This is a genomic window from Brevundimonas sp., from assembly GCF_046293315.1.
GTDB lineage: Bacteria > Pseudomonadota > Alphaproteobacteria > Caulobacterales > Caulobacteraceae > Brevundimonas.
Genome location: NZ_JBKBPF010000008.1, coordinates 21405 through 42851 on the forward strand (window position 1 = coordinate 21405; position 21447 = coordinate 42851).

General features: G+C 68.6%; 25 protein-coding genes. 12 read left to right on the forward strand and 13 right to left on the reverse strand.

All coding sequences use genetic code 11. The features are described 5' to 3' along the window. The first annotated feature begins 94 nt into the window (after window positions 1-94). The gene (locus ACK4SE_RS08795; RefSeq protein WP_409691315.1) at window positions 95-487 is read left to right on the forward strand and encodes a response regulator transcription factor; all 393 of its coding nucleotides are present in this window, start codon (window positions 95-97) and stop codon (window positions 485-487) included. Window positions 488-738: 251 nt separating this feature from the next. Here the strand turns inward: ACK4SE_RS08795 and recA are convergent, their stop codons facing one another. The 4 genes from recA to ACK4SE_RS08815 all read right to left on the reverse strand — a co-directional run bounded on the left by recA (window position 739) and on the right by ACK4SE_RS08815 (window position 4433). Next, entirely contained in the window at window positions 739-1812 is a 1074-nt protein-coding gene (recA, locus tag ACK4SE_RS08800; protein WP_409691318.1) for a recombinase RecA, read from the reverse strand. A 156-nt stretch (window positions 1813-1968) separates the two neighbouring features. Then, the gene (locus ACK4SE_RS08805; protein WP_409691320.1) at window positions 1969-3042 is read right to left on the reverse strand and encodes an endo-1,4-beta-xylanase; all 1074 of its coding nucleotides are present in this window, start codon (window positions 3040-3042) and stop codon (window positions 1969-1971) included. Between the two features lie 48 nt (window positions 3043-3090). Then, entirely contained in the window at window positions 3091-3756 is a 666-nt protein-coding gene (locus ACK4SE_RS08810; protein ID WP_409691322.1) for a hypothetical protein, read from the reverse strand. Continuing rightward, entirely contained in the window at window positions 3753-4433 is a 681-nt protein-coding gene (locus ACK4SE_RS08815) for a hypothetical protein (protein WP_409691325.1), read from the reverse strand. The genes ACK4SE_RS08810 and ACK4SE_RS08815 overlap by 4 nt, the downstream gene beginning before the upstream one ends. Before the next feature lie 160 nt (window positions 4434-4593). Here ACK4SE_RS08815 and ACK4SE_RS08820 point away from each other — a divergent pair, with 160 nt between their 5' ends. Continuing rightward, the gene (locus ACK4SE_RS08820; protein ID WP_409691328.1) at window positions 4594-5748 is read left to right on the forward strand and encodes a helix-turn-helix transcriptional regulator; all 1155 of its coding nucleotides are present in this window, start codon (window positions 4594-4596) and stop codon (window positions 5746-5748) included. Here the strand turns inward: ACK4SE_RS08820 and ACK4SE_RS08825 are convergent, their stop codons facing one another. Together ACK4SE_RS08825 and fliI are read right to left on the reverse strand one after the other, a co-directional pair. Then, entirely contained in the window at window positions 5749-6159 is a 411-nt protein-coding gene (locus ACK4SE_RS08825) for a flagellar FliJ family protein (protein ID WP_409691331.1), read from the reverse strand. Further along, the gene (fliI, locus tag ACK4SE_RS08830; protein WP_409691333.1) at window positions 6156-7511 is read right to left on the reverse strand and encodes a flagellar protein export ATPase FliI; all 1356 of its coding nucleotides are present in this window, start codon (window positions 7509-7511) and stop codon (window positions 6156-6158) included. The genes ACK4SE_RS08825 and fliI overlap by 4 nt, the downstream gene beginning before the upstream one ends. A gap of 156 nt (window positions 7512-7667) precedes the next feature. On the opposite strand from fliI, the gene ACK4SE_RS08835 reads away from it, so the two are divergent. The 6 genes from ACK4SE_RS08835 (at window position 7668) to ACK4SE_RS08860 (ending at window position 12037) form a co-directional block, all read left to right on the forward strand. Then, window positions 7668-8279, forward strand: a complete 612-nt coding sequence (locus tag ACK4SE_RS08835; protein WP_409691335.1) for a DUF3800 domain-containing protein — start codon at window positions 7668-7670, stop codon at window positions 8277-8279. 233 nt (window positions 8280-8512) lie between these two features. Next, a complete protein-coding gene (gene cysK / locus ACK4SE_RS08840) occupies window positions 8513-9493 on the forward strand; it encodes a cysteine synthase A (RefSeq protein WP_409691338.1) in 981 nt (326 codons plus the stop codon). A 60-nt stretch (window positions 9494-9553) separates the two neighbouring features. Beyond that, on the forward strand, window positions 9554-9820 hold the full coding sequence (locus ACK4SE_RS08845; protein WP_409691341.1) for a type II toxin-antitoxin system VapB family antitoxin: 267 nt from the start codon (window positions 9554-9556) through the stop codon (window positions 9818-9820). A gap of 13 nt (window positions 9821-9833) precedes the next feature. Next, window positions 9834-10202 carry a type II toxin-antitoxin system VapC family toxin gene (locus ACK4SE_RS08850; RefSeq protein ID WP_409691344.1) on the forward strand — a complete coding sequence of 123 codons (369 nt, stop codon included), beginning with the start codon at window positions 9834-9836 and terminating at the stop codon, window positions 10200-10202. A gap of 31 nt (window positions 10203-10233) precedes the next feature. Next, window positions 10234-11451, forward strand: coding sequence for a DUF2336 domain-containing protein (locus tag ACK4SE_RS08855; RefSeq protein ID WP_409691346.1), 1218 nt, complete (start codon window positions 10234-10236; stop codon window positions 11449-11451). 157 nt (window positions 11452-11608) lie between these two features. Next, window positions 11609-12037 (forward strand): MucR family transcriptional regulator, encoded by a 429-nt coding sequence (locus ACK4SE_RS08860; protein ID WP_409691349.1) that lies wholly within the window; start codon window positions 11609-11611, stop codon window positions 12035-12037. Between the two features lie 207 nt (window positions 12038-12244). Here the strand turns inward: ACK4SE_RS08860 and ACK4SE_RS08865 are convergent, their stop codons facing one another. Continuing rightward, on the reverse strand, window positions 12245-13897 hold the full coding sequence (locus tag ACK4SE_RS08865; RefSeq protein ID WP_409691352.1) for a sensor histidine kinase: 1653 nt from the start codon (window positions 13895-13897) through the stop codon (window positions 12245-12247). Window positions 13898-14082: 185 nt separating this feature from the next. On the opposite strand from ACK4SE_RS08865, the gene ACK4SE_RS08870 reads away from it, so the two are divergent. After that, complete coding sequence (locus ACK4SE_RS08870) at window positions 14083-14526, forward strand: SufE family protein (RefSeq protein ID WP_409691689.1); 444 nt, start codon at window positions 14083-14085, stop codon at window positions 14524-14526. A gap of 81 nt (window positions 14527-14607) precedes the next feature. Here the strand turns inward: ACK4SE_RS08870 and ACK4SE_RS08875 are convergent, their stop codons facing one another. The 4 genes from ACK4SE_RS08875 to ACK4SE_RS08890 all read right to left on the reverse strand — a co-directional run bounded on the left by ACK4SE_RS08875 (window position 14608) and on the right by ACK4SE_RS08890 (window position 18422). Then, entirely contained in the window at window positions 14608-15906 is a 1299-nt protein-coding gene (locus ACK4SE_RS08875; protein WP_409691354.1) for a hemolysin family protein, read from the reverse strand. Continuing rightward, complete coding sequence (locus ACK4SE_RS08880; protein ID WP_409691356.1) at window positions 15903-17165, reverse strand: hemolysin family protein; 1263 nt, start codon at window positions 17163-17165, stop codon at window positions 15903-15905. Before ACK4SE_RS08880 ends, ACK4SE_RS08875 begins: the two co-directional genes overlap by 4 nt. A 148-nt stretch (window positions 17166-17313) precedes the next feature. After that, window positions 17314-18021: a DUF6456 domain-containing protein gene (locus ACK4SE_RS08885; protein ID WP_409691358.1), complete on the reverse strand. Its 708-nt coding sequence runs from the start codon at window positions 18019-18021 to the stop codon at window positions 17314-17316. After that, window positions 18018-18422 (reverse strand): helix-turn-helix domain-containing protein, encoded by a 405-nt coding sequence (locus ACK4SE_RS08890; protein ID WP_409691361.1) that lies wholly within the window; start codon window positions 18420-18422, stop codon window positions 18018-18020. Before ACK4SE_RS08890 ends, ACK4SE_RS08885 begins: the two co-directional genes overlap by 4 nt. Window positions 18423-18764: 342 nt before the next feature. Between ACK4SE_RS08890 and ctrA the strand changes: the two genes are divergently transcribed. After that, the gene (gene ctrA / locus ACK4SE_RS08895; RefSeq protein WP_021698001.1) at window positions 18765-19466 is read left to right on the forward strand and encodes a response regulator transcription factor CtrA; all 702 of its coding nucleotides are present in this window, start codon (window positions 18765-18767) and stop codon (window positions 19464-19466) included. Between the two features lie 66 nt (window positions 19467-19532). Here the strand turns inward: ctrA and ACK4SE_RS08900 are convergent, their stop codons facing one another. Then, complete coding sequence (locus ACK4SE_RS08900; RefSeq protein ID WP_409691364.1) at window positions 19533-20396, reverse strand: hypothetical protein; 864 nt, start codon at window positions 20394-20396, stop codon at window positions 19533-19535. 55 nt (window positions 20397-20451) lie between these two features. Between ACK4SE_RS08900 and ACK4SE_RS08905 the strand changes: the two genes are divergently transcribed. Then, on the forward strand, window positions 20452-20790 hold the full coding sequence (locus ACK4SE_RS08905; RefSeq protein WP_409691366.1) for a DUF1491 family protein: 339 nt from the start codon (window positions 20452-20454) through the stop codon (window positions 20788-20790). A gap of 97 nt (window positions 20791-20887) precedes the next feature. Continuing rightward, window positions 20888-21268 (forward strand): hypothetical protein, encoded by a 381-nt coding sequence (locus ACK4SE_RS08910; RefSeq protein ID WP_409691368.1) that lies wholly within the window; start codon window positions 20888-20890, stop codon window positions 21266-21268. On the opposite strand, the gene ACK4SE_RS08915 is transcribed toward ACK4SE_RS08910, so the two are convergent. Then, window positions 21269-21418: a hypothetical protein gene (locus tag ACK4SE_RS08915; protein WP_409691371.1), complete on the reverse strand. Its 150-nt coding sequence runs from the start codon at window positions 21416-21418 to the stop codon at window positions 21269-21271. Window positions 21419-21447: the final 29 nt, after the last annotated feature.

Here is a 21447-nt window from a genome sequence, read left to right on the forward strand (position 1 = left end):
AGCTGGTAACCGAATCCTGCGAGACTCGAATCGACAGGGACTCTGGCCTGCGGGCTTCAGGGGGGTGTTCAGGTCCTGGACCGGGGAGTGGCGTATGAAACAGCGTGTATTTCTGGTGGAGGACGACCTGCTCCTCCGTGAAGCGGTGAACATGATCCTGAGCCATGCGGGCTTCGAGGTGGCCACCACAGCGGTGGGACGGGAGGCGGTCGACCTGATCGCCCGGTTCCGTCCCCATCTGGTGCTGCTGGATATTCGCCTGCCCGACATCAGCGGACTGACCGTGCTGAGCGAGCTGCGCGCGTCGGGCTTCGCCATGCCCATCGTGATGATGACGGCGGACCACCGCCCGGAGACCGTGCGCGATGTCATGGCCTCCGGCGGCAGCGGCTATCTGCTCAAGCCGTTCGAGCCGCAGGACCTGATCGCGCGGGTTCGTCTGGCCCTCAAGCCCGGCAAACGCTCGGCCCACTATCTGGACGACTGACCCCGCCAGCCGGCGAGCCGGCGATCGCGGTGGCTTCCAGGCAGACTGTGCAACGCCCGCGGGCCTTGTGGCGCCGCCCGGCCATACCTCACGAAAAAGGCCGCCGGGGTTGCCCCCGGCGGCCAGCACGTCCGTCCGGCCCGATCCCCGCGGGGTCGGCGGCGGGTCGCAGGGACCAGCCGGGCGGAGTGTCTCCTGAAGGCCCTGCGCGCGCTCTGCGCGGGGCCCCTTCTCCCAGTGGGAGAAGGATCTCAGTCTTCCTGGCCTTCGTCGGGCTCAGGGGCGCCCAGCATCTCCTCGGCGATCTGGCCCGAATGGGCGCGGACGGCCTTTTCGATGGAGGCGGCGATGTCGGGGTTTGCTTTAAGGAACTCGCGCACATTCTCGCGGCCCTGACCGATGCGCTGGCTGTCATAGCTGAACCATGAGCCGGACTTCTCGATCACCTCGGCCTTGACGCCCAGGTCGATGATCTCGCCGATCTTGGAGATGCCCTCGCCGTACATGATGTCAAAGATCACCTCGCGGAACGGCGGGGCCACCTTGTTCTTGACCACCTTCACGCGGGTGGTGTTGCCGACCACCTCGTCACGGTTCTTGATGGCGCCGGTGCGGCGGATGTCCAGGCGCACCGAGGCGTAGAACTTCAACGCGTTGCCGCCGGTGGTGGTCTCGGGCGAGCCGTACATCACCCCGATCTTGTGCCGGATCTGGTTGATGAAGATGACGATGCAGTTGGTGCGCGAGATGGAGGCGGTCAGCTTGCGCAGCGCCTGGCTCATGAGGCGCGCCTGAAGGCCCGGCAGGCTGTCGCCCATCTCGCCCTCGATCTCGGCGCGCGGCGTCAGGGCGGCGACGGAGTCCACCACCACGATATCCACGGCGCCCGAGCGCACCAGGGTGTCGGTGATCTCCAGCGCCTGTTCGCCGTTGTCCGGCTGGCTGACCAGCAGGTCGTCCAGATTGACGCCCAGTTTCTGGGCGTAGCTGGGGTCCAGGGCGTGCTCGGCGTCCACGAAGGCCGCGGTGCCGCCCGCCTTCTGGATCTCGGCCACGGTGTGCAGGGCCAAGGTCGTCTTGCCCGAGGATTCAGGACCGAAGATCTCGATCACCCGCCCATAGGGCAGGCCGCCGATGCCCAGCGCCATGTCCAGGCCCAGCGAGCCGGTCGAGACGCTGGCGATCTCCGCCACCACCCCGCCCTTGCCAAGCTTCATCACCGAGCCCTTGCCGAACGCCCGATCGATCTGGGCCAGCGCCGCTTCCAGCGCCTTTGCCTTGTCGCCGTCTTCCTTGCCCACGAGTTTCAATGCCGCCTGCGCCATTACTTTCGGTCCCTTTGCCACGATTCCCCGTATGTCGTTCCGGAAGAGGCCCGCTACCGACCCGCCCTTGCGACTGACGTCATATGTGCATGGTTTGTTCTCGTTCGCAATATGTTCTTTTCAGAAGTTGCGTCCGATTTTGACGTATCCAGGGCGTCAGCCCGGGGCGCCGAACGCCTGTTCCAGCGCCTTGAGCATGGGTTTGGGGCGGCCCAGCCAGTCGAACAGCAGGGGCTCGTCGCGGCCGTCGTCCCAGTCGCCCCGCCGGAGCACGCTGTCGCGGTCGCGCAGGCCCCAGACCGTGAAGGCGAAGCGCTGGCGCTCGGGCAGGGCCATGAAGGCGTCGGCGATCTCGCGCACCCGCTCGGTCTGCAGCTCGCGGCGACGTTCGATGCCGGTCAGATCGGTGCGCGCGCGGCCCATGGACATGTCCAGCTCCGACACATGGATGGGCAGGCCGAACTGGGCCATCTCGTTGATGAAGGCAGACGTGCGCCCCGGCTCGATGCTGTAGTCGATGTGGGACTGGGTCCCGAGACCGCCGATGGGCGCCCCCTGCCCCAGCAGCCGCTCGACCATGCGCAGGAAGGTCGCCCCCTTCCGGGGGTTATGTTCCAGATTGTAGTCGTTGATGAACAGCACCGCGTCCGGGTCCGCCTCGGCCGCCACCTCGAAGGCGCGGCGGATGTAGCCGTCCTGCCCGAAGCGCTGCGACCAGTGACAGTCGCGCAGGCCGTTGCCGTCTTCGGCCACGGCCTCATTGACCACGTCCCAGCCGGTGACCCGGCCCCGGTAGCGGCCCATGACCTCGCGAATATAGCGGTCGTGCTCTGCGGCGAAGCGGGTCTCGTCCAGACCTTCAAAGTACGCGCGGCCCTGCGAGTACCAGATCAGGGCGTGGCCGAAGAGGCTCATGCCGTGCTGGTCGGCGAAGTCGGCGATGGCGTCCGGCGCGGCGAAGCGCAGGCGCCCGCCCGGGCCCAGGATGTACTCCATCTTCATCTCCCACTCGGGGGTGAGCTGGGACATGTGGGTGTAGGCCAGCTCGACCCACTGGGGATCGCGGAAGTGGTCGGTCATGGCCGCCACGCCGACGGGAAAGGACGCCACGTCCCGCAGCGGTCGGATCGGCCCTTCGACCACTTGGGAGGCCGCCGGGCGCCCGTCACAGGCGGCCAGCGCCAGGGTGGAGGCCAGAAGCGCGCGACGGCTGAACAGGGGCTGGGTCATGGGGCGCACGGTGCAAGGAGCGGGCCAGCCTGCGTAGGGGCGGTCGGGTCAGGCCGTGCGCGCCCCGAAGAGCCGCGCCCGGGCCATATGGAACGCGGTCAGGGCCAGCACCAGCAGGACGGGAGCCGACAGGATCGGCCCCGTCCTCATGACCTCGGGCAGCACATGGTTGTTGCCGAAGAAGAAGATGCCCGTGGCCAGAAACATGGACAGCCCCATGCGTCCGGCGTGCCGGGCCAGCCGCCGGCCCCTCGAGGGCGCCCTCGCGCGGGAAAAGGCCAGGTCGAACACCGCCAGCAGCAGGGCGAAGCCGGCGAGACCGAAGAAGGCGGGCGGCGTCAGACCGTTCAGGGCTCCGCCGGGCGCCTGGCCCGCCACGACGCCGCCCGCCAGCGCGCTCGCGACCAGACTGAAGGACGACAGGGCCGCCAGCCGGGTGATCCAGCGGGCGAGCGGGCCGGTGTTCGCGGCGGCCCAGCCCGATGTCACCGCGTGGGCCGCGATCCACGCCAGAAAGACCGTGAACAGGATGCCCCGCGCCAGGCTCATCCACAGGCCGCTGGCGCACAGGATCAGCATGCTCACCGTGAACACGGCGCCCGCGGCGCGGTGCACCGGGCGGCCCTTGGGCGCCGCGAAGGCGACGAGGCCTGCGAGGATGCTGACGCCCCCGACGAGGAAATGACCGGCGGCGACGAGATGGGGTTCGCTCATGACGCCGGCTCCGGGCGGAGCCGGGCCAGCAGGGTGCGGGCCAGCCAGAAGAGCATGAGCAGCAGGATCGTCAGCTCGGGCAGGGCCAGAACGCCGGACTGGCGCACCGCTTCAGAAAAGGCGGCCGCGCCCGGGCCGGTGAAGGCCGAGCCGGCGGCGATGAAAAAGCCCAGACACATGCGCCACAGGTGCCGCGCGGTGCGGTGACGGTCGCCGAGACGGGCGCGCCACAGCAGGGTGATGTCGCCCGCTGCGGCGGTCGCGCCCATCCCGGCGAGGACCAGATAGTCCTGCGCCGGGAAGCCCCGGAACGGCTGGCCGGATCGGGCGGCGAGCACGCCGATGACCACCAGCGCCACGACGTTGATCAGGTTCGCGGCGGCGACCACGCCCGTGGCGGGGCCCGGCGCGCCTGACCGCGCCCGGGCGGCCAGCCAGCCGCTGGCCAGCAGGCACAGGGCCAGCACCCCGGCGTGGAAGGTGATGTAGAAGGTCTCGGCCCGCACAAGCCCCAGCCCGGCGCCGACAGCCGACGACAGGCCCATGGCGATCACGAAGACCCGGCCCGCGTGGACATGGGTCCAGCGCCCCTTGGGCGCGGCCAGGGCCGCAGCGCCGGCCGCCACCGCCAGCGCGCCGGGGGCCACATGCGCCGCCATGATGAGTTCCGCCTGCACGGTGTGTTCCCTCCACTTCCGGCGCCGGACCTGCCGGAGAAATCGCGGCCTGTCGTCCGAACGGGACGGGACGGACAGCCCGGCCGCTTGCGCCGCCCGCGCGGATGTCCTGTTCTGGTCATGCAGGGGAGGATCGCGCCGGATGGGGGAGGAAGGTTCGATGACGGCCATGGTCGCCCTTGCGGCCTGGGTTGCGGGGCTGGGCGTCGCGGGCGTCGCGGTGGCGTTGACCGGGCCGGTCAGGGCCGGGCGCATCGCCCTGGCCGCCGTCTTCGTGGTGTTGACCCTGCTGGCGACCCCGCCCCTGCTCGCGGCCTTCGCCCGACCTCTGGTCCCGCTCCTGACGCCCTGGCTCCTGCCGGTGCTGCTGGCGGCGCCGGCGGCCTTTCACGCCTTCGTTCTGGCGCGGGCAGCGGATCTACCCGTCGCCCCGCCGATCCGCCGCCGGCATCTGGTCCTGCCCACGCTGGGGGTGCTGACGGCGCTTGGATACATGGCCCTGTCTGACGCCCAGCGGCGGATCCTGTTCGTGGAGGGCGATCTGCCGCCCGGCGCGGCGCCCGCGATCCTGGCCCTGGCCACCTTTGCGCTGGTGCTCGCCTGGCCGGCGGTGGCGGGCGTCTACGTCGTCTCCATCGTCAGGCTGATGGCGCGTTACCGCGCGCGGCTGAAGCACCGGTTCTCCAACATCGACCGGATGGAGATGCGCTGGGTGGAGGGGTTCATGGGTGTGGTCGCCCTGCTCTGGCTATGCGCGGCGGCGGCCCTTCTGACCGACAATCTTTCTTCGACGCCTGCCCCGGCCGGCGAGATCATGCTGGTGATGACCGGCGTCCTGCTGCTTCTGCTGATCGGCTTTTCGCTGGATGGCCGAACGGTGGCGCCCATGGACGCCGGACCGGTCGGCGGTCCCGAGCCCGGCACGCCCGGGCCGCGCAAATACGCCCGCTCGGCCCTGACCCGGGATCATGCGGAGCGACTGGCCGAGCGGATCGGCCGGGCCATGCGCGAGGACGAGCTGCATCTGGATCCGAACCTGTCCTTGACACGGCTGTCCCGACGGGTCGGGGCGGCGCCGAACATGGTGTCCCAGACGCTGAACGACACCCTGGGACGAACCTTCTTCGACTACGTCAACGACCAGCGCATCGACACGGCCATGGGCTGGCTGAAGGAGACGGAGATGTCGGTCCTCGATATCGCCATCGCTGCGGGGTTCAACTCCCGCTCGACCTTCTACAAGGCCTTCAGGGCGCGCACCGGCCAGACGCCGCAGGATTACCGCAGGGGCGTGGCGTCACAGGCGGCAGAATGATCAGCTGGCCCGCTTGCGCAGCCCCAGCTCGTCAAACGCCGCCGTTTCGCGGCGGGCGGCGGCGATGAGGCGGTTGAGGCGGGTGGTCTCGGCCACCTGTTCGAACTTCTTCAGTTCCTCGAAGGCCGAGGTCAGGGCGTCGCGGGCGCCGGCTTCCTCGGCGTCCAGGGTGGTCAGATCGGATTCGGCGACGGCCTTGCGGGCCTTCCAGCCGGCCAGATAGGCGCTCAGCATCATGCCGGCCTGGGTGTCGTGGCGGCTGCGTTCGCGCTCCACCTCGGCCTCGGCGTCCAGCACAGCCAGACGCATCTCGGTGGACGCGCGCCGGGCGGTGATCTCGGCGAGGCGCTTCTGCAGCGTCTCCACCTCATAGTTGGAAATGCGGATCAGCGAGTGGGCCCAGCTGGTCATTGGCTCGTCTCCGGCGGGATCATGCCCTGATTAAGGATGGCTTCGAGGCGGGTGAAGGAGTCGGCCATGCGCGTCACCTCGTCCTTGTCCTGGCCCAGGAAGGCTTCCAGGGCGGGGTTCAGGGCGATGGAGCGGTCGACGATGGGGTCGGCCCCGGCGCGGTAGGCGCCGATGCGGATCAGCTCTTCCATGTCCGAATAGGCGCTGAGGCACTGGCGGGCGCGGCGGTTCAACTCGCGCTCGGGCAGGGTCTGGCAGTCCGGCAGAGTGCGGCTCACCGATTTCAGCACGTCGATGGCGGGGAAGCGCCCGCGCTCGGCGATCTTGCGGTCCATGACGATGTGGCCGTCCAGAATGCCGCGCACGGCGTCGGCGATGGGCTCGTCATGGTCGCCGCCGTCCACCAGCACGGTGAACAAGGCGGTGATGGGGCCCGCCTGGGTGCCGTCCGGCCGGATCTGGCCCGGCCCGGCGCGCTCCAGCAGCTTGGGCAGTTCTGAGAAGACGGTGGGGGTGTAGCCCTTGGTGGTCGGCGGCTCGCCCGCGGCCAGGCCGATCTCGCGCTGCGCCATGGCGAAGCGGGTGACGGAGTCCATCAGGCACAGGACCTCCAGATCCTGGTCCCGGAAATACTCGGCCACGGCCATGGTCATGTAGGCGGCCTGACGGCGCTTGAGGGCCGGCTCGTCCGAGGTGGCGACAACCACCACGGCGCGCTTCAGCCCCTCCTCGCCCAGGGTCTCCTCGATGAACTCGCGGACCTCCCGGCCCCGTTCGCCGATCAGGCCGACGACGACCACATCGCAGGTGGCCTGGCGCGCCAGCATGGACAGCAGCACCGACTTGCCCACGCCCGAGCCGGCGAAGATGCCCAGACGCTGGCCCCGGCAGGTGGTGGTGAACACGTCCATGGAGCGTACGCCCAGGTCCAGCCGTTCGCCGACCCGGCCGCGCGAATGGGCCGGCGGCGGCGCGGCGCGCAGGGGATAGGGAGCGGGTCCTGGCGGCAGGGGCCCCTTGCCGTCGATGGGATCGCCGAAGGCGTCGATGATGCGGCCCAGCCAAGCCGTGGTGGGCCGCACGCTGGCGGCCATGTCGAGGATGCGGATGTCCGCGCCGGGCGCCACGCCCTCCACCGGGCCGTAGGGCATCAGCAGGGCCTTGGAGTCGCGGAAGCCCACCACTTCGGCGGGCAGGCCCGCATGGCCCCGGCGCACGATCTCGGCTCGGGCGCCCACGGCCAGCCGACTCATGCCGCCGCGCGCCTCGATCAGCAGGCCCGACACGCCCGCGACCTTCCCGGTCACGACCAGCGGGTCCACAGCCTCCACAGCGGCGACAAGATTGCGCAAACCAGCCCCTCAGCACTGAACAGCCCCGGCCGTTCTCCCGTTAACAATTGCTGCGAAACGGTTAAGCGGGAGTGAAGGAAAGCTTGACGTTGAGATTTGTCAGGATCGGGCCGAGGCTGTAACGAACACCGTTCTTGCTCTGGGTGGGCGGGCCGCATGCTGGTTTATATTGACGAGAGCGGAGACGCCGGGTTTCGCCTCGAGCAGGGCAGTTCACCCGTCTTCGTTGCAGCGATGGTTCTCTTTGCCGATGCGGATGATGCGGCCTTCACCCGACGCCTGATCGAAGGGTCTGCTGCGCGTCGTCAGCACAGGGGCGAGTTCAAATTCTCCAAGAGCCGCGACATCGTGCGGGACCAGTTCTTCCGCGCCGTGGCGGCGGCGCCGTTCCGGCTGCGGGCGATCGTGGTGGAGAAGTCGATTATCCATTCGGCTTACCTGAGAACGGACAAGGACAGTTTCTACGAATTCTTCGTCAAGCAGATGCTGCGTCACGACAATGATCGTCTGATGAACGCTAAGATCATCATTGACGGTTCCGGAGATCGCGAGTTTCGGCAGAAGTTGTCCACCGCAATCCGCCGAAAGGTTCGTGAGGGCGCGGTGAGGGATTGCCGGTTCTCGGATTCAAGGAACGACCCCCTGATCCAACTGGCGGATATGTGCGCGGGCGCCATCGCCCGATCTTTCCGGGAGGATCGGCAAGATCGCAATCGTTGGCGCGGCATGCTGGGTCCGCGCATCGACGACATCTGGCGATTTCAGTGAAGGTCGCCTTCCCGGCCCCTAGTCCTGGCGGAACCAGGACACGCACGCCCTACGGCGACAGTTCGGGACACGGGAAGGACTTTGCAAAGCCCATATGCCCCCGCACGCTGAAATTTTCAAGCTGGCGCCGTTTCAGACAGCTTCACCGCCGCCTTCAGCATTTCTGCCTTTGATGCGCGCGCAAAGGGCCTATCTGTATGCGTATGCTGGACCACCCCGACAGGAGCCTTTCCATGACCGACACCCCCTACGACGCCTCGCGGCACGCCAAGACCGGACGGGGCAAGGTCTATGACTCGATCGTCGACACCATCGGCGACACGCCGCTGATCCGGCTGCCGCGGCTGTCGGCGGAGCTGAATCCGAAAGCGACCGTGCTGGCCAAGCTGGAGTTCTTCAACCCCATCGCCTCGGTCAAGGACCGCATCGGGGTGGCCATGATCGAGGCGCTGGAGCAGGCCGGCAAGCTGAAGCCCGGCGACGTGATCATCGAGCCCACCAGCGGCAACACCGGCATCGCCCTGGCCTTCGTGGCCGCCGCCAAGGGCTACAAGCTGATCCTGGTGATGCCCGAGAGCATGTCCATCGAGCGGCGCAAGATGCTGGCCCTGCTGGGCGCCGAGCTTGTGCTGACCCCGGCCGAGAAGGGCATGAAGGGCGCCATCGCCACGGCCAATGAGCTGCTCGCCGCCACCCCCGGCGCGGTGCAGCCGCAGCAGTTCGACAACCTGGCCAACCCCGCCATCCACCGCGCCACCACGGCCGAGGAAATCTGGAACGACACCGCCGGGGCCGTGGACATCGTCATCGCGGGCGTCGGCACCGGCGGCACCATCACCGGAGTGGGCCAGGTGCTGAAGGCGCGCAAGCCCTCGGTGCGCATGATCGCGGTAGAGCCCACCGCCTCCCCGGTGCTGTCCGGCGGCGCGCCCGGCCCGCACAAGATCCAGGGGATCGGCGCGGGCTTCGTCCCGTCCATTGTCGATCAATCGATGATCGACGGCGTGGAGCAGGTTTCCAACGAGGACGCCTTCGACATGGCGCGGCGCGCCGCGCGGGTGGAGGGTCTGCCGGTGGGCATCTCCTCCGGCGCCGCCCTGACCGCCGCCTTCCGCCAGGCCGCGCTGGACGAGAACGCCGGCAAGACCATCGTCGCCATCATCCCCAGCTTCGCAGAGCGCTATCTGTCCACGGCTCTGTTCGAAGGGCTGTAGGCAGACGGACGCACATTTCTTCCTGTTGCGTGCTATGTTCCTCATCAGGAGCAGGAAGACATGGCGCTGAACATCAAGAATGCCGAGGTGGATCGTCTGGCTCGTCGCGCCGCCGAACTGCGCGAAACAGGCATCACCGAAGCGGTGCAGGCGGCGCTTGAGCGCGACGTGGTTCTGCTGGAAGAGGAGCGGGAGAAACAAACCCGCGACTTCCTCGCGAAGGTCCGCAAGGCCCAGGCCCGAATTGCGGCCGCCCCCGTTCTTGACCCGCGCCCCGCCGACGAGATCATGGATGAACTGAACGACGACGTCCTCGATGGTCGTTGATAGTTCCGCGCTCGTGGCCATCCTTCTGGGAGAGCCGGAGGCGGACTCCTTCGCCATGCTCCTGGGGCGCCGGGGCGGCTTCATGTCGGCCGCGAACGTGTTCGAAACCGAGGTCACCCTGCTTCGCCGCGTGGGCCCCGATCATGTGTCGGACGTGCGTGCACTGCTCGCAGACGCCCGCGTTGACATCGTCCCCTTCGACGGCGAACAGGCGCGGTTGGCGACACTTGCCTACGAACGTTTTGGCAAGGGGCGTCATCCCGCACGCCTCAATTTGATGGACTGCGCCGCCTACGCCCTGGCGAAGTCGCGAAACACGCCGCTTCTGTTCAAGGGCGACGACTTCAGCCAGACCGACATCGAGGCGGCTCATCATCCCTGATTAACCGCTTGGGGCCTAGGCTCGCGCCGACATGTCCGAGCCTGCGGCCACATCCGCTGACGGCGCGCCCTCGCCGGGGCCGCGCGCGCGCCATGCGCTGCTGAAGCGCCTGGCCGATGTGGCGGCCTTGCCCGCCAGTCGGGTGAACGCCTTCGAGCGCGCGGTGGTCGGCGATCTGCTGGTGGAAATGCTGCGCCTGGCCACACCGGAAGATCGTCGCCGGGTGGCGGTTCGTCTGGCCCCGCTGGGCGAAATTCCCCACAGCCTGGCCCGGCTTCTGCTGCGCGACGAGCCCGGGATCGCCGGCGTGCTGATCGAGCAGTGCGCCGCCCTGTCGGACTCCGACCTGATGGCCTGCGCCGCCGAGGCGGGGACCGAGCATCGCTTCCTGCTGGCCGCCCGGCGCAATCTGTCCGAGGTGTTGACCGACGCCCTGCTGGCCCACAACGAGCCGGCGGTGATCGAGGCGGTGCTGCGCAACACCACCGCACGGCTGTCCCAGCCAGGCATCGAGACCGTGGTCAGCCTCAGCCGCACCCAGCCGCAGCTGTGCGAGCATGTGCTGCGGCGGCCCGAGATGAGGCCCTCGGGCGCCTATGTGATGTTCTGGTGGGCCGGTCCGGACGAGAGACGAGCGATCCTGCAGCGGTTCGCGGTGTCGCGCGAGGTGATGCAGGAAGTGGTGGAGGACGTCTTCGCCATGGCCGCCGCAGAGGGCTGGCAGGATCCGGTGTCGCGCAAGGCCCTGCAGTTCATCGAGCGGCGCCAGCGCAACCGCGCCGCCATCGACAAGAGCCCCTTTGACAGTCTTGAACAGGCCGTGGCGGCGGCGGCGTCCAGCGGGCTTACGCGCGAGCTGGTGGCCGAGATCTCATATCTGTCGGGCATCAAGCCGCTGACCGGGGCCAAGATCCTGGGCGACGTCGGCGGCGAACCCCTGGCGATCCTGTGCAAGGCGACGGGGCTCTCCAAGAGCGACCTGCTGGGCCTGTGGCGCTCCATGCGCCGGCCCGAGACGACGCCGGACGGAAACTGGCATCCAGCGTGGGAGCGGGTGATGATCACCTATGACATGTTCGCTGTGGACCGGGCCCAGACGGTGCTGCGATACTGGAACTGGTCCCTGTCCTCAGCCCTGACGCCGCAACTGATGCAGGCGATCCGGGAAGGCGATGAAGAGGCGCTGGACGAATACTCTGCGCCCGAGCGCGCCGCCATGCTGGCCCTGGCCGAAAACTTCGGGCGCTGAACTGATCGACGACTTTATAGATCAGGAGACGGATAATGGCCGTCTCGATGCGTATAGCTGTTGATAACCCGTCAAAACAACTCTATTGCCAACACCCCATGGGGAGCGGCGAGCAGCTTCTGACCCGTACACACAACAGAACTCCGGAAGCGTGATCATGGACGAAACGTCAGAACTCCTCGAAATGACCGCCGACATCGTCTCGGCCTATGTCAGCAACAACAATATCGACGCCGAAGCCCTGCCGGGCGTGATCCAGAGCGTTCACTCGGCGCTGGTGGTGGTCAAGGCGGGCGGCGCCCAGCCTGAGCCGGAACCCCAGGAGCCGGCGGTTTCTGTGCGCAAGTCGATCACGCCGGACTTCCTGATCTGTCTGGAGGACGGCCGCAAATTCAAGTCGCTGAAGCGCCACCTGCGCACCAAGTACGACATGAGCCCGGAAGAGTATCGGGCCAAGTGGGGCCTGCCCAAGGACTATCCCATGGTCGCCCCGAACTACGCCAAGGCGCGTTCGGAACTGGCCAAACAGATGGGCCTGGGCCAGGGCGGCCGCAAACCCGCCCGCCGTCCGCGCGCCACCAAGTAGGACAGCCTGCCCGTCAGGATCTGAAACGCCCGTCCCGGTCGCCGGGGCGGGCGTTTTTACGCGGCTCGCCCATCCTCCCCCGGAGGGGACCGCGAAGCGGTGGAGGGGGCAGGCCTCAAGGCCGGCGTCCGGGGTCGCCCCCTCCACCATCCTTCGGATGGTCCCCCTCCCCCGAAGCTGCGCTTCGGGAGAGGATAGGAACAGCGTTCAGGCCACAGGCTCGTTCGTGACCGGCGGGGCCAGCTCCACCACCGGCATGCGCACGGTGAAGGCCGAGCCCTCGCCCAGGGTGCTGTCCACCATCAGCCGGCCACCGTGCAGTTCGGTCAGGGAGCGCACCAGCGCCAGACCCAAGCCCGTGCCCTGCTTCTTCTGGCCCGCGTCGCCCGCCTGTTCGAACGGACGGCCCAGACGGCCCAGATCCTCGGCGGCGATGCCCACGCCGGTGTCGGCGACGACGATTTCCAGATAGGGGCCCACCGCTTCGGCGGACACGGTCACCGAGCCCGGCGCCGGGGTGAACTTCACCGCATTCGCCAGAAGGTTCAGGGTGATCTGCTTCAGGGCGCGGCGGTCGGCCATGACGGTCAGGGGCTCGGGCGTGAGCACGCTGGTCAGGGCCACGCCCTTCTCGTCGGCGTTCAGGCGCACCATGGCCACGGCTTCGGACAGGGCGTCGCGGGCGTCGAACCGCTCCAGCGCCAGCTCGTAGCGGTCAGCCTCGATCTTGGACACGTCCAGCACGTCGTTGATGACGGCGAGCAGGTGCCCGCCCGCCTCGTGAATGGAGACGGCGTAGTCGGCGTATTTCGGGGGCAGCGGGCCGAACAGGCTCTGGCGCATGATGTCCGAGAAGCCCACCACCGCGTTCAGGGGCGTGCGCAGTTCGTGGCTCATGGCGGCGAGGAAGCGGGTCTTGCCCTTGTCGCGGGCCTCGGCCTCGCCGCGGGCGGCGTCCAGGGCGGCTTCGCGCGCATACTGGGCGGTGGCGTCGTGCATCTGGCCGATCAGGCGCCCGTCCTCCAGCCGCTTCAGCGCCAGCATGACCCGCCGGTCCAGCGCCTCGCGCGGGGCGAAGCGGGTCTGGGCGTCGAGGCCGTTCAGGGCCTTGTCCAGACCCGACAGCACGGCGGGCCGGTCGGGCCCGTGGACCGCGGCGATCAGGCCCTGGTCGAACAGGACCTCCGCGGTCAGACCCGGCGGCGGGGCGCCATAGGCGGCCAGCACACGGCCAGAGGGCGCCAGCACCACGGTCAGGCCCGGCTGGCTGGTCAGGATCGCCTCGCTGCGCGCCATGAAGGCTTCGGCCCGGTCCAGCCGCGCCTGGCGGGCGGAGAAGGACAGCCGCAACGCCAGAGCCGCGGCGGCGGCCGTCAGCACGCCGGCGAGGGCGGCCAGCACGGCGTTGTCTGCGGTTGACGCCCCAATCACCACGGCCGCCAGTCCGCCAATGGAGGCAAGGCCGCTCCCCAGGGCCCCCATCTGGCCCAGCCTGACGCCCCCAAGCGCCAGTCCTGCGATCAGCGGCATGAAGACGAAGGCCGCCAGCGGTCCGCCCAGACCATCGGACAGCACCGCCGTCACGATCGCCGCAAGGCTCCACGCGGTCAGCAGCCCGAGACGCTGCCGAAACCCGTCGCCCCGCAGCAACAGCAATCCGCCCAGACCGGGCGCCACCATGACCATCAGGGCCAGGGCGGTGGGACCCTCCACCCCGGCGCCCAGGAACCGGCCGCCCAAGGCCAGCACCGCGCAGGCGGTCGCCCAGCCCGCATGCCACATGGCCAGCGGCGGCGGCGCGCCCGTGACGGACAGCCCGGCGTCAGGCTCGGATGGAGGGGCGGCGGGCGAGGTGGTCAAGCGCGGCGGGGTCCGTTGTGATTTCGAGTCAGCGCGGCAGTCGGCGCGACAGACCAGACTAGAGGTCCGGGGGGAAGGCGGCGAGATCGCTCGCGTCGCAGGCGACCAGATTCCGGTGGAGCATCCGTGCGGCGCTGGGGACGGGGATGGTTGTGGGCCGCCGCCGGGGCGTCTATCTGCGGCTCATGACCGACGCCGCCCTGACCCCGCCTGACCAGAGCATCGACGAGACCCTGGCCGATCTGGCCGAGGAATTCGACCTGCTGGGCGACTGGGAGCCGCGCATCGAATACGTCATCGAGCTGGGCAAGGGTCTGACGCCCCTGCCCGACCCTGCGCGGGTCGAGGCCAACAAGGTGCCCGGCTGCGCGGCGCAGGTGTGGCTGCATGTGATCCGCGACGGGGGGCGGCTGTTCTTCCTGGCCGATTCCGACAGCCACCTGTCCAAGGGCAATATCGCCCTGTTGCTGCGGCTGTACTCCGGTCGGGAACCTGATGAGATCCTGGCCTTCGACGCCCGCGCGGCCATGGACCGGCTGGGCCTGCCCCAGGCCCTGACCATGCAGCGCGCCAACGGCCTGAACGCCATGATCGGGCGCATCCGTCAGGAAGCTGCGTCGGGGGCCTGAACCACGCCGCGGACTGCACGGTGCAATTGGTGCAGTTGGTGCAATCCGGGCCGTTCGACCCAAACCCATGACGGGGTCAGCCTAGCGTTTCTGGGGCCTGCGCTCGACGCGGACGCGCACGATCTTCAGGCCGCGCACATCCTCGGCGATGAAGCGGACGCCCTTGAAGTCCAGGGTGTCGCCGCGCTGGGGCAGCACGCCGTTCCGGGCGAGAAACAGGCCGGCGACCGTGGCGACCTCGGGATGGGCCACGTCGAGGTCGTGATCCTCCTCCAGCTCGGCCAGGGTGACCTCGCCGTCCAGCAGCAGGGCGCCGTCAGGCAGCACCGTGAGCCAGTCGGAGGCCGCACCCTCGTCATCGATCAGATCGGCGACCAGATCGTCCATGGTGACGAAACCCAGGACGCCGCCGAACTCGTCGACCACGAGGGCGGCGTGCACCCGCTGCTTCTTGAACAGGGCCATGAGGTCGTAGGCGGACATGCCTGCGGCCACGCGCGGCGCGGGGCGCACCAGGGCCCTGAGGTCGATCTCGGTATTGGCTACGCGGCTGCGGATGAAGTCCTTGACGTGCAGCACGCCCACGACCTCGTCGAGCGAGGCGCCGAACACCGGATAGCGCGCCAGCGTGTGGCGGGTGATGATGGCCGCCACCTCGTCGGGGTCGGACGACAGCGGAACGGCGACCATGCGGGCGCGCGAGGTCATCAGCTCCTGGGCCGTGCGGTCCTCCATCTCGAAGATGTTCTCGATCAGGCGGGCCTGGGCGGCGTTCATGTGGCCGCCGGACATCATCTCTTCGGTGGCGATTTCCAGCTCCTGATAGCTGTAGAGCATGGCGCCCTTGCCCGGGTCCGGAATGCCCAGCAGGCGCATCAGGCCGAACGCGATCTTGTTCAGCAACATGACCATGGGCCGGAACAGGATGCCGAACAGGCGCATCACCGGGTTGAGGGAGATGCTGACCTTCTCGGGCGACTGCAGCGCCATGGCCTTGGGGATCATTTCCCCGAAGACCACGTGCAGGAAGGTGATCCCGCTCAGGGCGATGATGAAGCCCACGACGTGGGACTGGTCATAGCTGAGGCCGAGATTTTCCAGCGGCCCGTAAAGCCAGCGGGCGACGGCCGGCTCGCCGTACATGCCCAGGCCGATGCTGGCCAGGGTGATGCCCAGCTGGGCGATGGCGATGTAGGCGTCCTTGCCGGCCTCGCGGTCGAACACCCGCAGCAGCCACTGGGCAGCGCGGTTGCCGTCCTGGGCGAGGGTGTCTATGCGGCTGCGCCGGGCGCCGACGAGGGCGAACTCCGCCGCCACGAACACCCCGTTGACGATCACGAGAGCCAGGATGGCGGCGATGGGAAGCAGGACATCGATCATGCCTGGGCCTCCGGTCCGCGCTTGATGCGGACGCGGCGCACCGCGTGGCCTTCCATGGCCTCGACCAGCAGCCGAACGGGGGAGTCCTCGACCGTCACGAGGTCGCCCACGGCGGGCAGGCGGCCCAGCTCGTGCCAGACCAGGCCGCTGATGGTGTCGGCCCGGTCCTCGGGCAGCACCACCCCGTGGCGGTCGGCCAGCATGGACAGGCGGACGTCGCCGCGCACGCTCAGGTCCGACCCGTCGGCGACGAACAGCTCGTCCTCGTTGTCGAACTCGTCCTGGACCTCGCCAAAGACTTCCTCCAGCGCGTCCTCCAGCGTCACCAGACCGGTGAAGCTGCCGTATTCATTGATGACCATGGCGCTGCGCCGGCCGCGCTCGCGCAGGGTCTGCCACAGGCTGGGCACGCTCATCACATCGGCCACGATGAGGGGGTCGCGCTTGATGGAGCCCACCAGGGCGTCGGGGGACTTCTCGAAGGTGGCGAACAGGGTGCGCAGGTGGATGATGCCCACCACGTCATCGGTGGTGTCGCCGGTGACGGGAAAGCGCGAATAGGGCGTCTGGGCGACCCGCTTCAGGGCCTCCTCGACGGTCTCCTGCGCCTTGACGCGGACCATGCGGGTGCGCGGGGTCATGATCTCGCGCACCAGCCGACCGTGGACGCTGAGGGCGCCGGACAGCATGTCCCGTTCGTCCGCATCGATCAGCCCGCCGGCGGCGCTGGCCTTGAACAGGCCTTCCAGTTCGTCGGGGGAATGGACGTGGGTGTGGCTGTGGTCGGCGCTGAGGCGGAACAGCCGCATGATGGCGAAGGCGGTTCCGTTGAAGATGAAGATCAGCGGCCGGAACAGCATCAGGCTGACGCGCATGGGCGCCAGGGTCGCCATGGACAGCCGCTCGGGATAGCGGATGGCGATGGTCTTGGGCAGCAGTTCGCCCAGCACAACCTGGACCATGGTCACGGCCAGCAGCACGATGATGATCGCCGTCACCTGTCCGCCCACGGCGCCAAGAAGCGGAGCCAGCAGCGGGGTCAGCTGGGCCTGACCATAGGCGCCGGCCACCAGGCTCGAGATGGTGATGCCGACCTGGCAGCCCGCCACATAGTCATCCAGCTTCGCCGGGTCGCGCAGGATGGTCAGCAACTGACCGGCGGGACGGCTGCCGGCCTCGGCGCCCTCCTGCACCCGGGACTTGCGCGCGCCGACGGTGGCGAACTCGGCCGCCACGTACAGGGCGTTGGCCGCGACCATGAGGAGAATGACGCCGACGGGGATCAGAAAGCTGAGAATGGTGCGGGCGCCTTGATGGTGGGATCACCGGCCATACCAGCGGGTTGCAACAACAACAATCGCAGGAGCACGGCCGGACGACGAATGCGCCTGGAACGCCAGGGGCCGGTCATCCGATCCCGTAGTGGCGCGCCAGATCGGCCAGGGCCTGTTTCAGGACCGTCTTGCCCTGGCGCCGGCGCAGGCCGAGGCCCTGTTCGGCCAGTTGAAGAGACGAGCCGTGGATACAGATGCGCTCCAGCATGGCGCGGCGGCCGGGCGTGGCGGCGTCAAGGGCGGCCTGGACCCGACGCCGGGCCGAGAGGGCGCGCTCGCCTGGCCCTGACGGTGTCCCCTGCCCGGCTCCGGCGCGCGGCCAGGCGTCCCAGCGCATGGTCAGGGACGGACCCAGGCTGGCCAGCTCGGCGTCGGTGCGCAGCTTTTCACCCGCCGCCACCTCGGCCGGCGACAGCCAGGGGCGGCCGTTGACGTCCTTGCGCCGGGCCAGCCAAAGGATGGGGGACTCGCCGAGATTGACGGCGCGGAGCTTCATCGTCCCGTCCGGGGCCGGCACGGCGCGAGTCCCCGCCATGAAACCGGGACGGCCGCCTGCGGAAAGACGGGGCGGGACTGCACCCGACCGCGCCTTCCACCCACCGCCCTCGCGCACCGCCAGGCCCGGCTCGCGCGCCAGTTCGCGGAAGGTCGCCTCGTCCAGGGTCAGAACCGGGCGGCGGCGGCGGTCGGGACTGAGCCGTAGCCGATAGCGGCCGGGCTCAGGGGCCGCCTCGATCCAGGCGCCGGGGCGGACCAGCAGGGCGCGCAGGCGATCGCTCATGCCGCCTCCGTCACGCCGGTGATCTCGGCCAGCCCGCGCCCGACCCGCTCCAGCAGGCCGTCCAGGGCGGGGTCATCCCGCATGTCCTCCACATCGTGGCACGCCTTGGCCACGGTGGTGCGGTCGCGATCGAAGGCGGCCCCCACCCGATACATCGGCCAGCCGTATTCCGTGTGGCTGAGGTACCAGGCGAACGAGCGGGCGCGGCGCACCTCGTCGTTGACCCGGCAGCGCGATTGCATGGCGGCGGCCGGCACCCCCGTCACGTTGGCCACCGCCTGCATGGCCAGAAGGGCGCGGGCGCGGTCAGCGCGGACCCGCTCCACCCTCAGCTCCAGTGTTTCGTCGTGCTCGTCCATCATCCTCACTCCGGTTCCGGCGCCCCAACGGCGCGACGCCATGCTGGACCCGCCCGGAAGCAGTGAGGATTATATTCCTATTTTGTGCGCCAATTTCGGACGTATCCCGTTAAGGAGTGCGGCATTGGCAAGGCGGAGATGCGGGATCAAGCGCGCAGTTACGCGTCCGTCATCGCGATCGTGGCAACGCCCTGATCGCCGCCAATCCAAGGCGGGCAAAGAAATATCGAATCGTTGACTCGTTCTGCTGGACGCCGATTCGCAAATCAGACTATCGATTCGGCATTAACCGTTCTTAAGGTTTTTGCGGCCTTAACTGGTCGGAAAGGTTACCCGCTCCTGTGCGAGCGGCCTTATGGTCAAGGTTCGCCTGGAGGGGCATCAATGCGTGTTCTGCTGATTGAAGACGACAGCGCGACCGCGCAGAGCATCGAACTGATGCTCAAGTCGGAAGGCTTCAACGTCTATACGACCGACCTGGGTGAGGAAGGCGTCGATCTGGGCAAGATCTACGACTACGACCTGATCCTTCTGGACCTGAACCTGCCCGACATGAACGGCCTTGAGGTGCTTCGCCAGCTGCGCGTGGGCAAGATCAACACCCCCGTCATGATCCTGTCGGGCTCCACCGAGGTGGAGACCAAGGTCAAGACCTTCGGCGGCGGCGCCGACGACTATCTGACCAAGCCGTTCCACAAGGACGAGCTGGTGGCGCGCGTCCACGCCGTGGTGCGGCGCTCCAAGGGTCACGCCCAGGCCATCATCACCACCGGCGAGATCGCGGTGAACCTGGACGCCAAGACGGTGGAGGTGGACGGCCACCGGGTCCACCTGACCGGCAAGGAATACCAGATGCTGGAGCTGCTCTCGCTCCGCAAGGGCACGACCCTGACCAAGGAAATGTTCCTGAACCACCTGTACGGTGGCATGGACGAGCCCGAGCTCAAGATCATCGACGTGTTCATCTGCAAGCTGCGCAAGAAGCTGGCCACGGCCGCCGGCGGCAAGCACTACATCGAGACCGTCTGGGGCCGGGGCTATGTCCTGCGCGACCCGCACGAGAACGCAACCGCCAACGCGGCCTGATCTCTCGATCATACAATAAGGAAAGGCCCGCCGGATCGCTCCGGCGGGCCTTTCTGCTTTCGGGAGCTAGATCTCCCCCAGCGCCAGAAAAGCGCGGGCGGCGGCGTAGTCGCCGGCCTCGAAGTGGACGCGCATGATGCTGTCGTCGCGGAACAGGAACTCCACCGTGAACCGTTCGCGCGGGTCCAGGTCAGCGATGGCCTCGGCCGCTGCGTCGGGGAAGCGCCACAGTTCGCCTTGCGCGCGGCCTGCGGACAACAGGGTCGTCGGCGCCGCCTCGCTGGAAGAGGCCCAGTAGGCGCGGCGGGCGTTGGCGGGAGGCAGGGGCGCCAGGCTGGCCTGGACGATCCACGGCTGACGCGCCCGGCCCGGGTCGCGCATCACGACGCGAGCGCCGTAGGGACGCGGGCGACCGGGAAAGGACACCACGGCCGCCAGGCCCTGTTCGCCGTCCGCCGACAACACACGCCCGAAGGTCACGGGGGCGCCGCGGAAGCGGCCGGTCTGGGACAGGCGCCAGGCGTCGCGGGCGTAGCGGGAGCGATCCGCGGTCCAGTCCTGCCGCTCGCCGGGGAAGGTCATGCGGGCCGTGCGCAGCCAGCCGGCGAAGCCGTCGCGCACGCGGGCCGCAGCGGTGGTCAGGTCATCGGAAGCGCAGTCCGTCGACCCGGCGCGCCGCACCGCCCGGCTCCTTGTCGCTGCCAGGGCCGGCTCGGCCGTCCCGGCGCGCAGGGCCGCGCCCCGCGCCTGATGAGCGGACACGTCGAGCGCCGCGCGCACCGTGGGCGCGAACAGGCCGCAGCGGGCGTCAGCGGCCAGCATCAGGCTGCGCTCGTAATAGAGGCGGTCGGCGCCGGCGTGCGCGACCCCCGCAGAGAGGGCGGCCACGGCCAGACCTGTCGCCAGACGTTCTGTCAGGCCTTTGAACATGGGGCCAGACTAGGCCATACCCCTTCCGGTCCCGTTTCCTTTCAGGGTTAGCGAATTGCTTATCGCCAGTGACGTGTGGGTCAGCGCCCTGATCCGCCGCGCCGAACTGTCCGGCGCCTTCGCCACGGTGGTGCGCAAGGGCGACGCCCGGGCCGGGAGCGTCATCGTCAAGGCCTACGACACCTCCGAGCGCAAGGCGCGGCTGTACACTGAAGCCTTTGGTCCGGACGGGGATCGCCTGTGGATCCAGCCCGTCTCCAGCGACCAGGAGCACGAGCTCGACGCCTTTATACAGAAGCAGGTGGGCTATGATCCGGACCTGTGGGTGGTGGAGGTCGAGGACCGCCAGGGCCGTCACTTCATTACCGAGACGGTGCAGGGCGAGCGGTCGTAAATCCTTAACCGCGTTCGTGAACCGGGCCGAAAGCGCGCCCCGTTAGTCTCATCATCAACGGGCGAAGAATGCGCCTGACAAAGATGGTGATGGTGCGGTGCTCTTTCTGCTGAACGATGTGGTGTTCGACCTGGACGCGGCCTGCCCGGTCACGGCGGCCGACGCGCGCCGGTTCGACCGGCTGGATCTGGACTATGTGATCGAGCTGGCGTGCGAGCTGTTCGCCGAAGACCCCATGCTGCACCAGAATGATCCCGAGCGGGCGCTGCGCCTGGCCTGGCTGATCGCCGACCGGGCGCCCGAGCTGAACGCGGCCATGTTCGCCGCGCCCGAAAAGGACTGCGCGCCCGAGCTGGTGGAGCCGCGCTTCTGCGCCCTGCCCGCCCCGGTCATGCGCCAGCTTCACGCCCGCGCGGCCAAGGGCGCGCTGGACGCCGTCACCGCCGACAAGGCGGTCTGGGGTCGTCTGGCCGCCTGACTACAGGATCACGCGGAACAGGGCGTTCACCGCGAACGCCACGCCCAGCAACAGGGCGAAGCCGATGACAAGGTAAAGGCCAGGGTGCAGTTCCCCCGGGTTGCGGAAAGCCGGCGGCGCGTCCTCGCGCGAATGCGGGGTCATGGTCATATGGTTTCCTCCTTCAGCGGCGGAGGGCT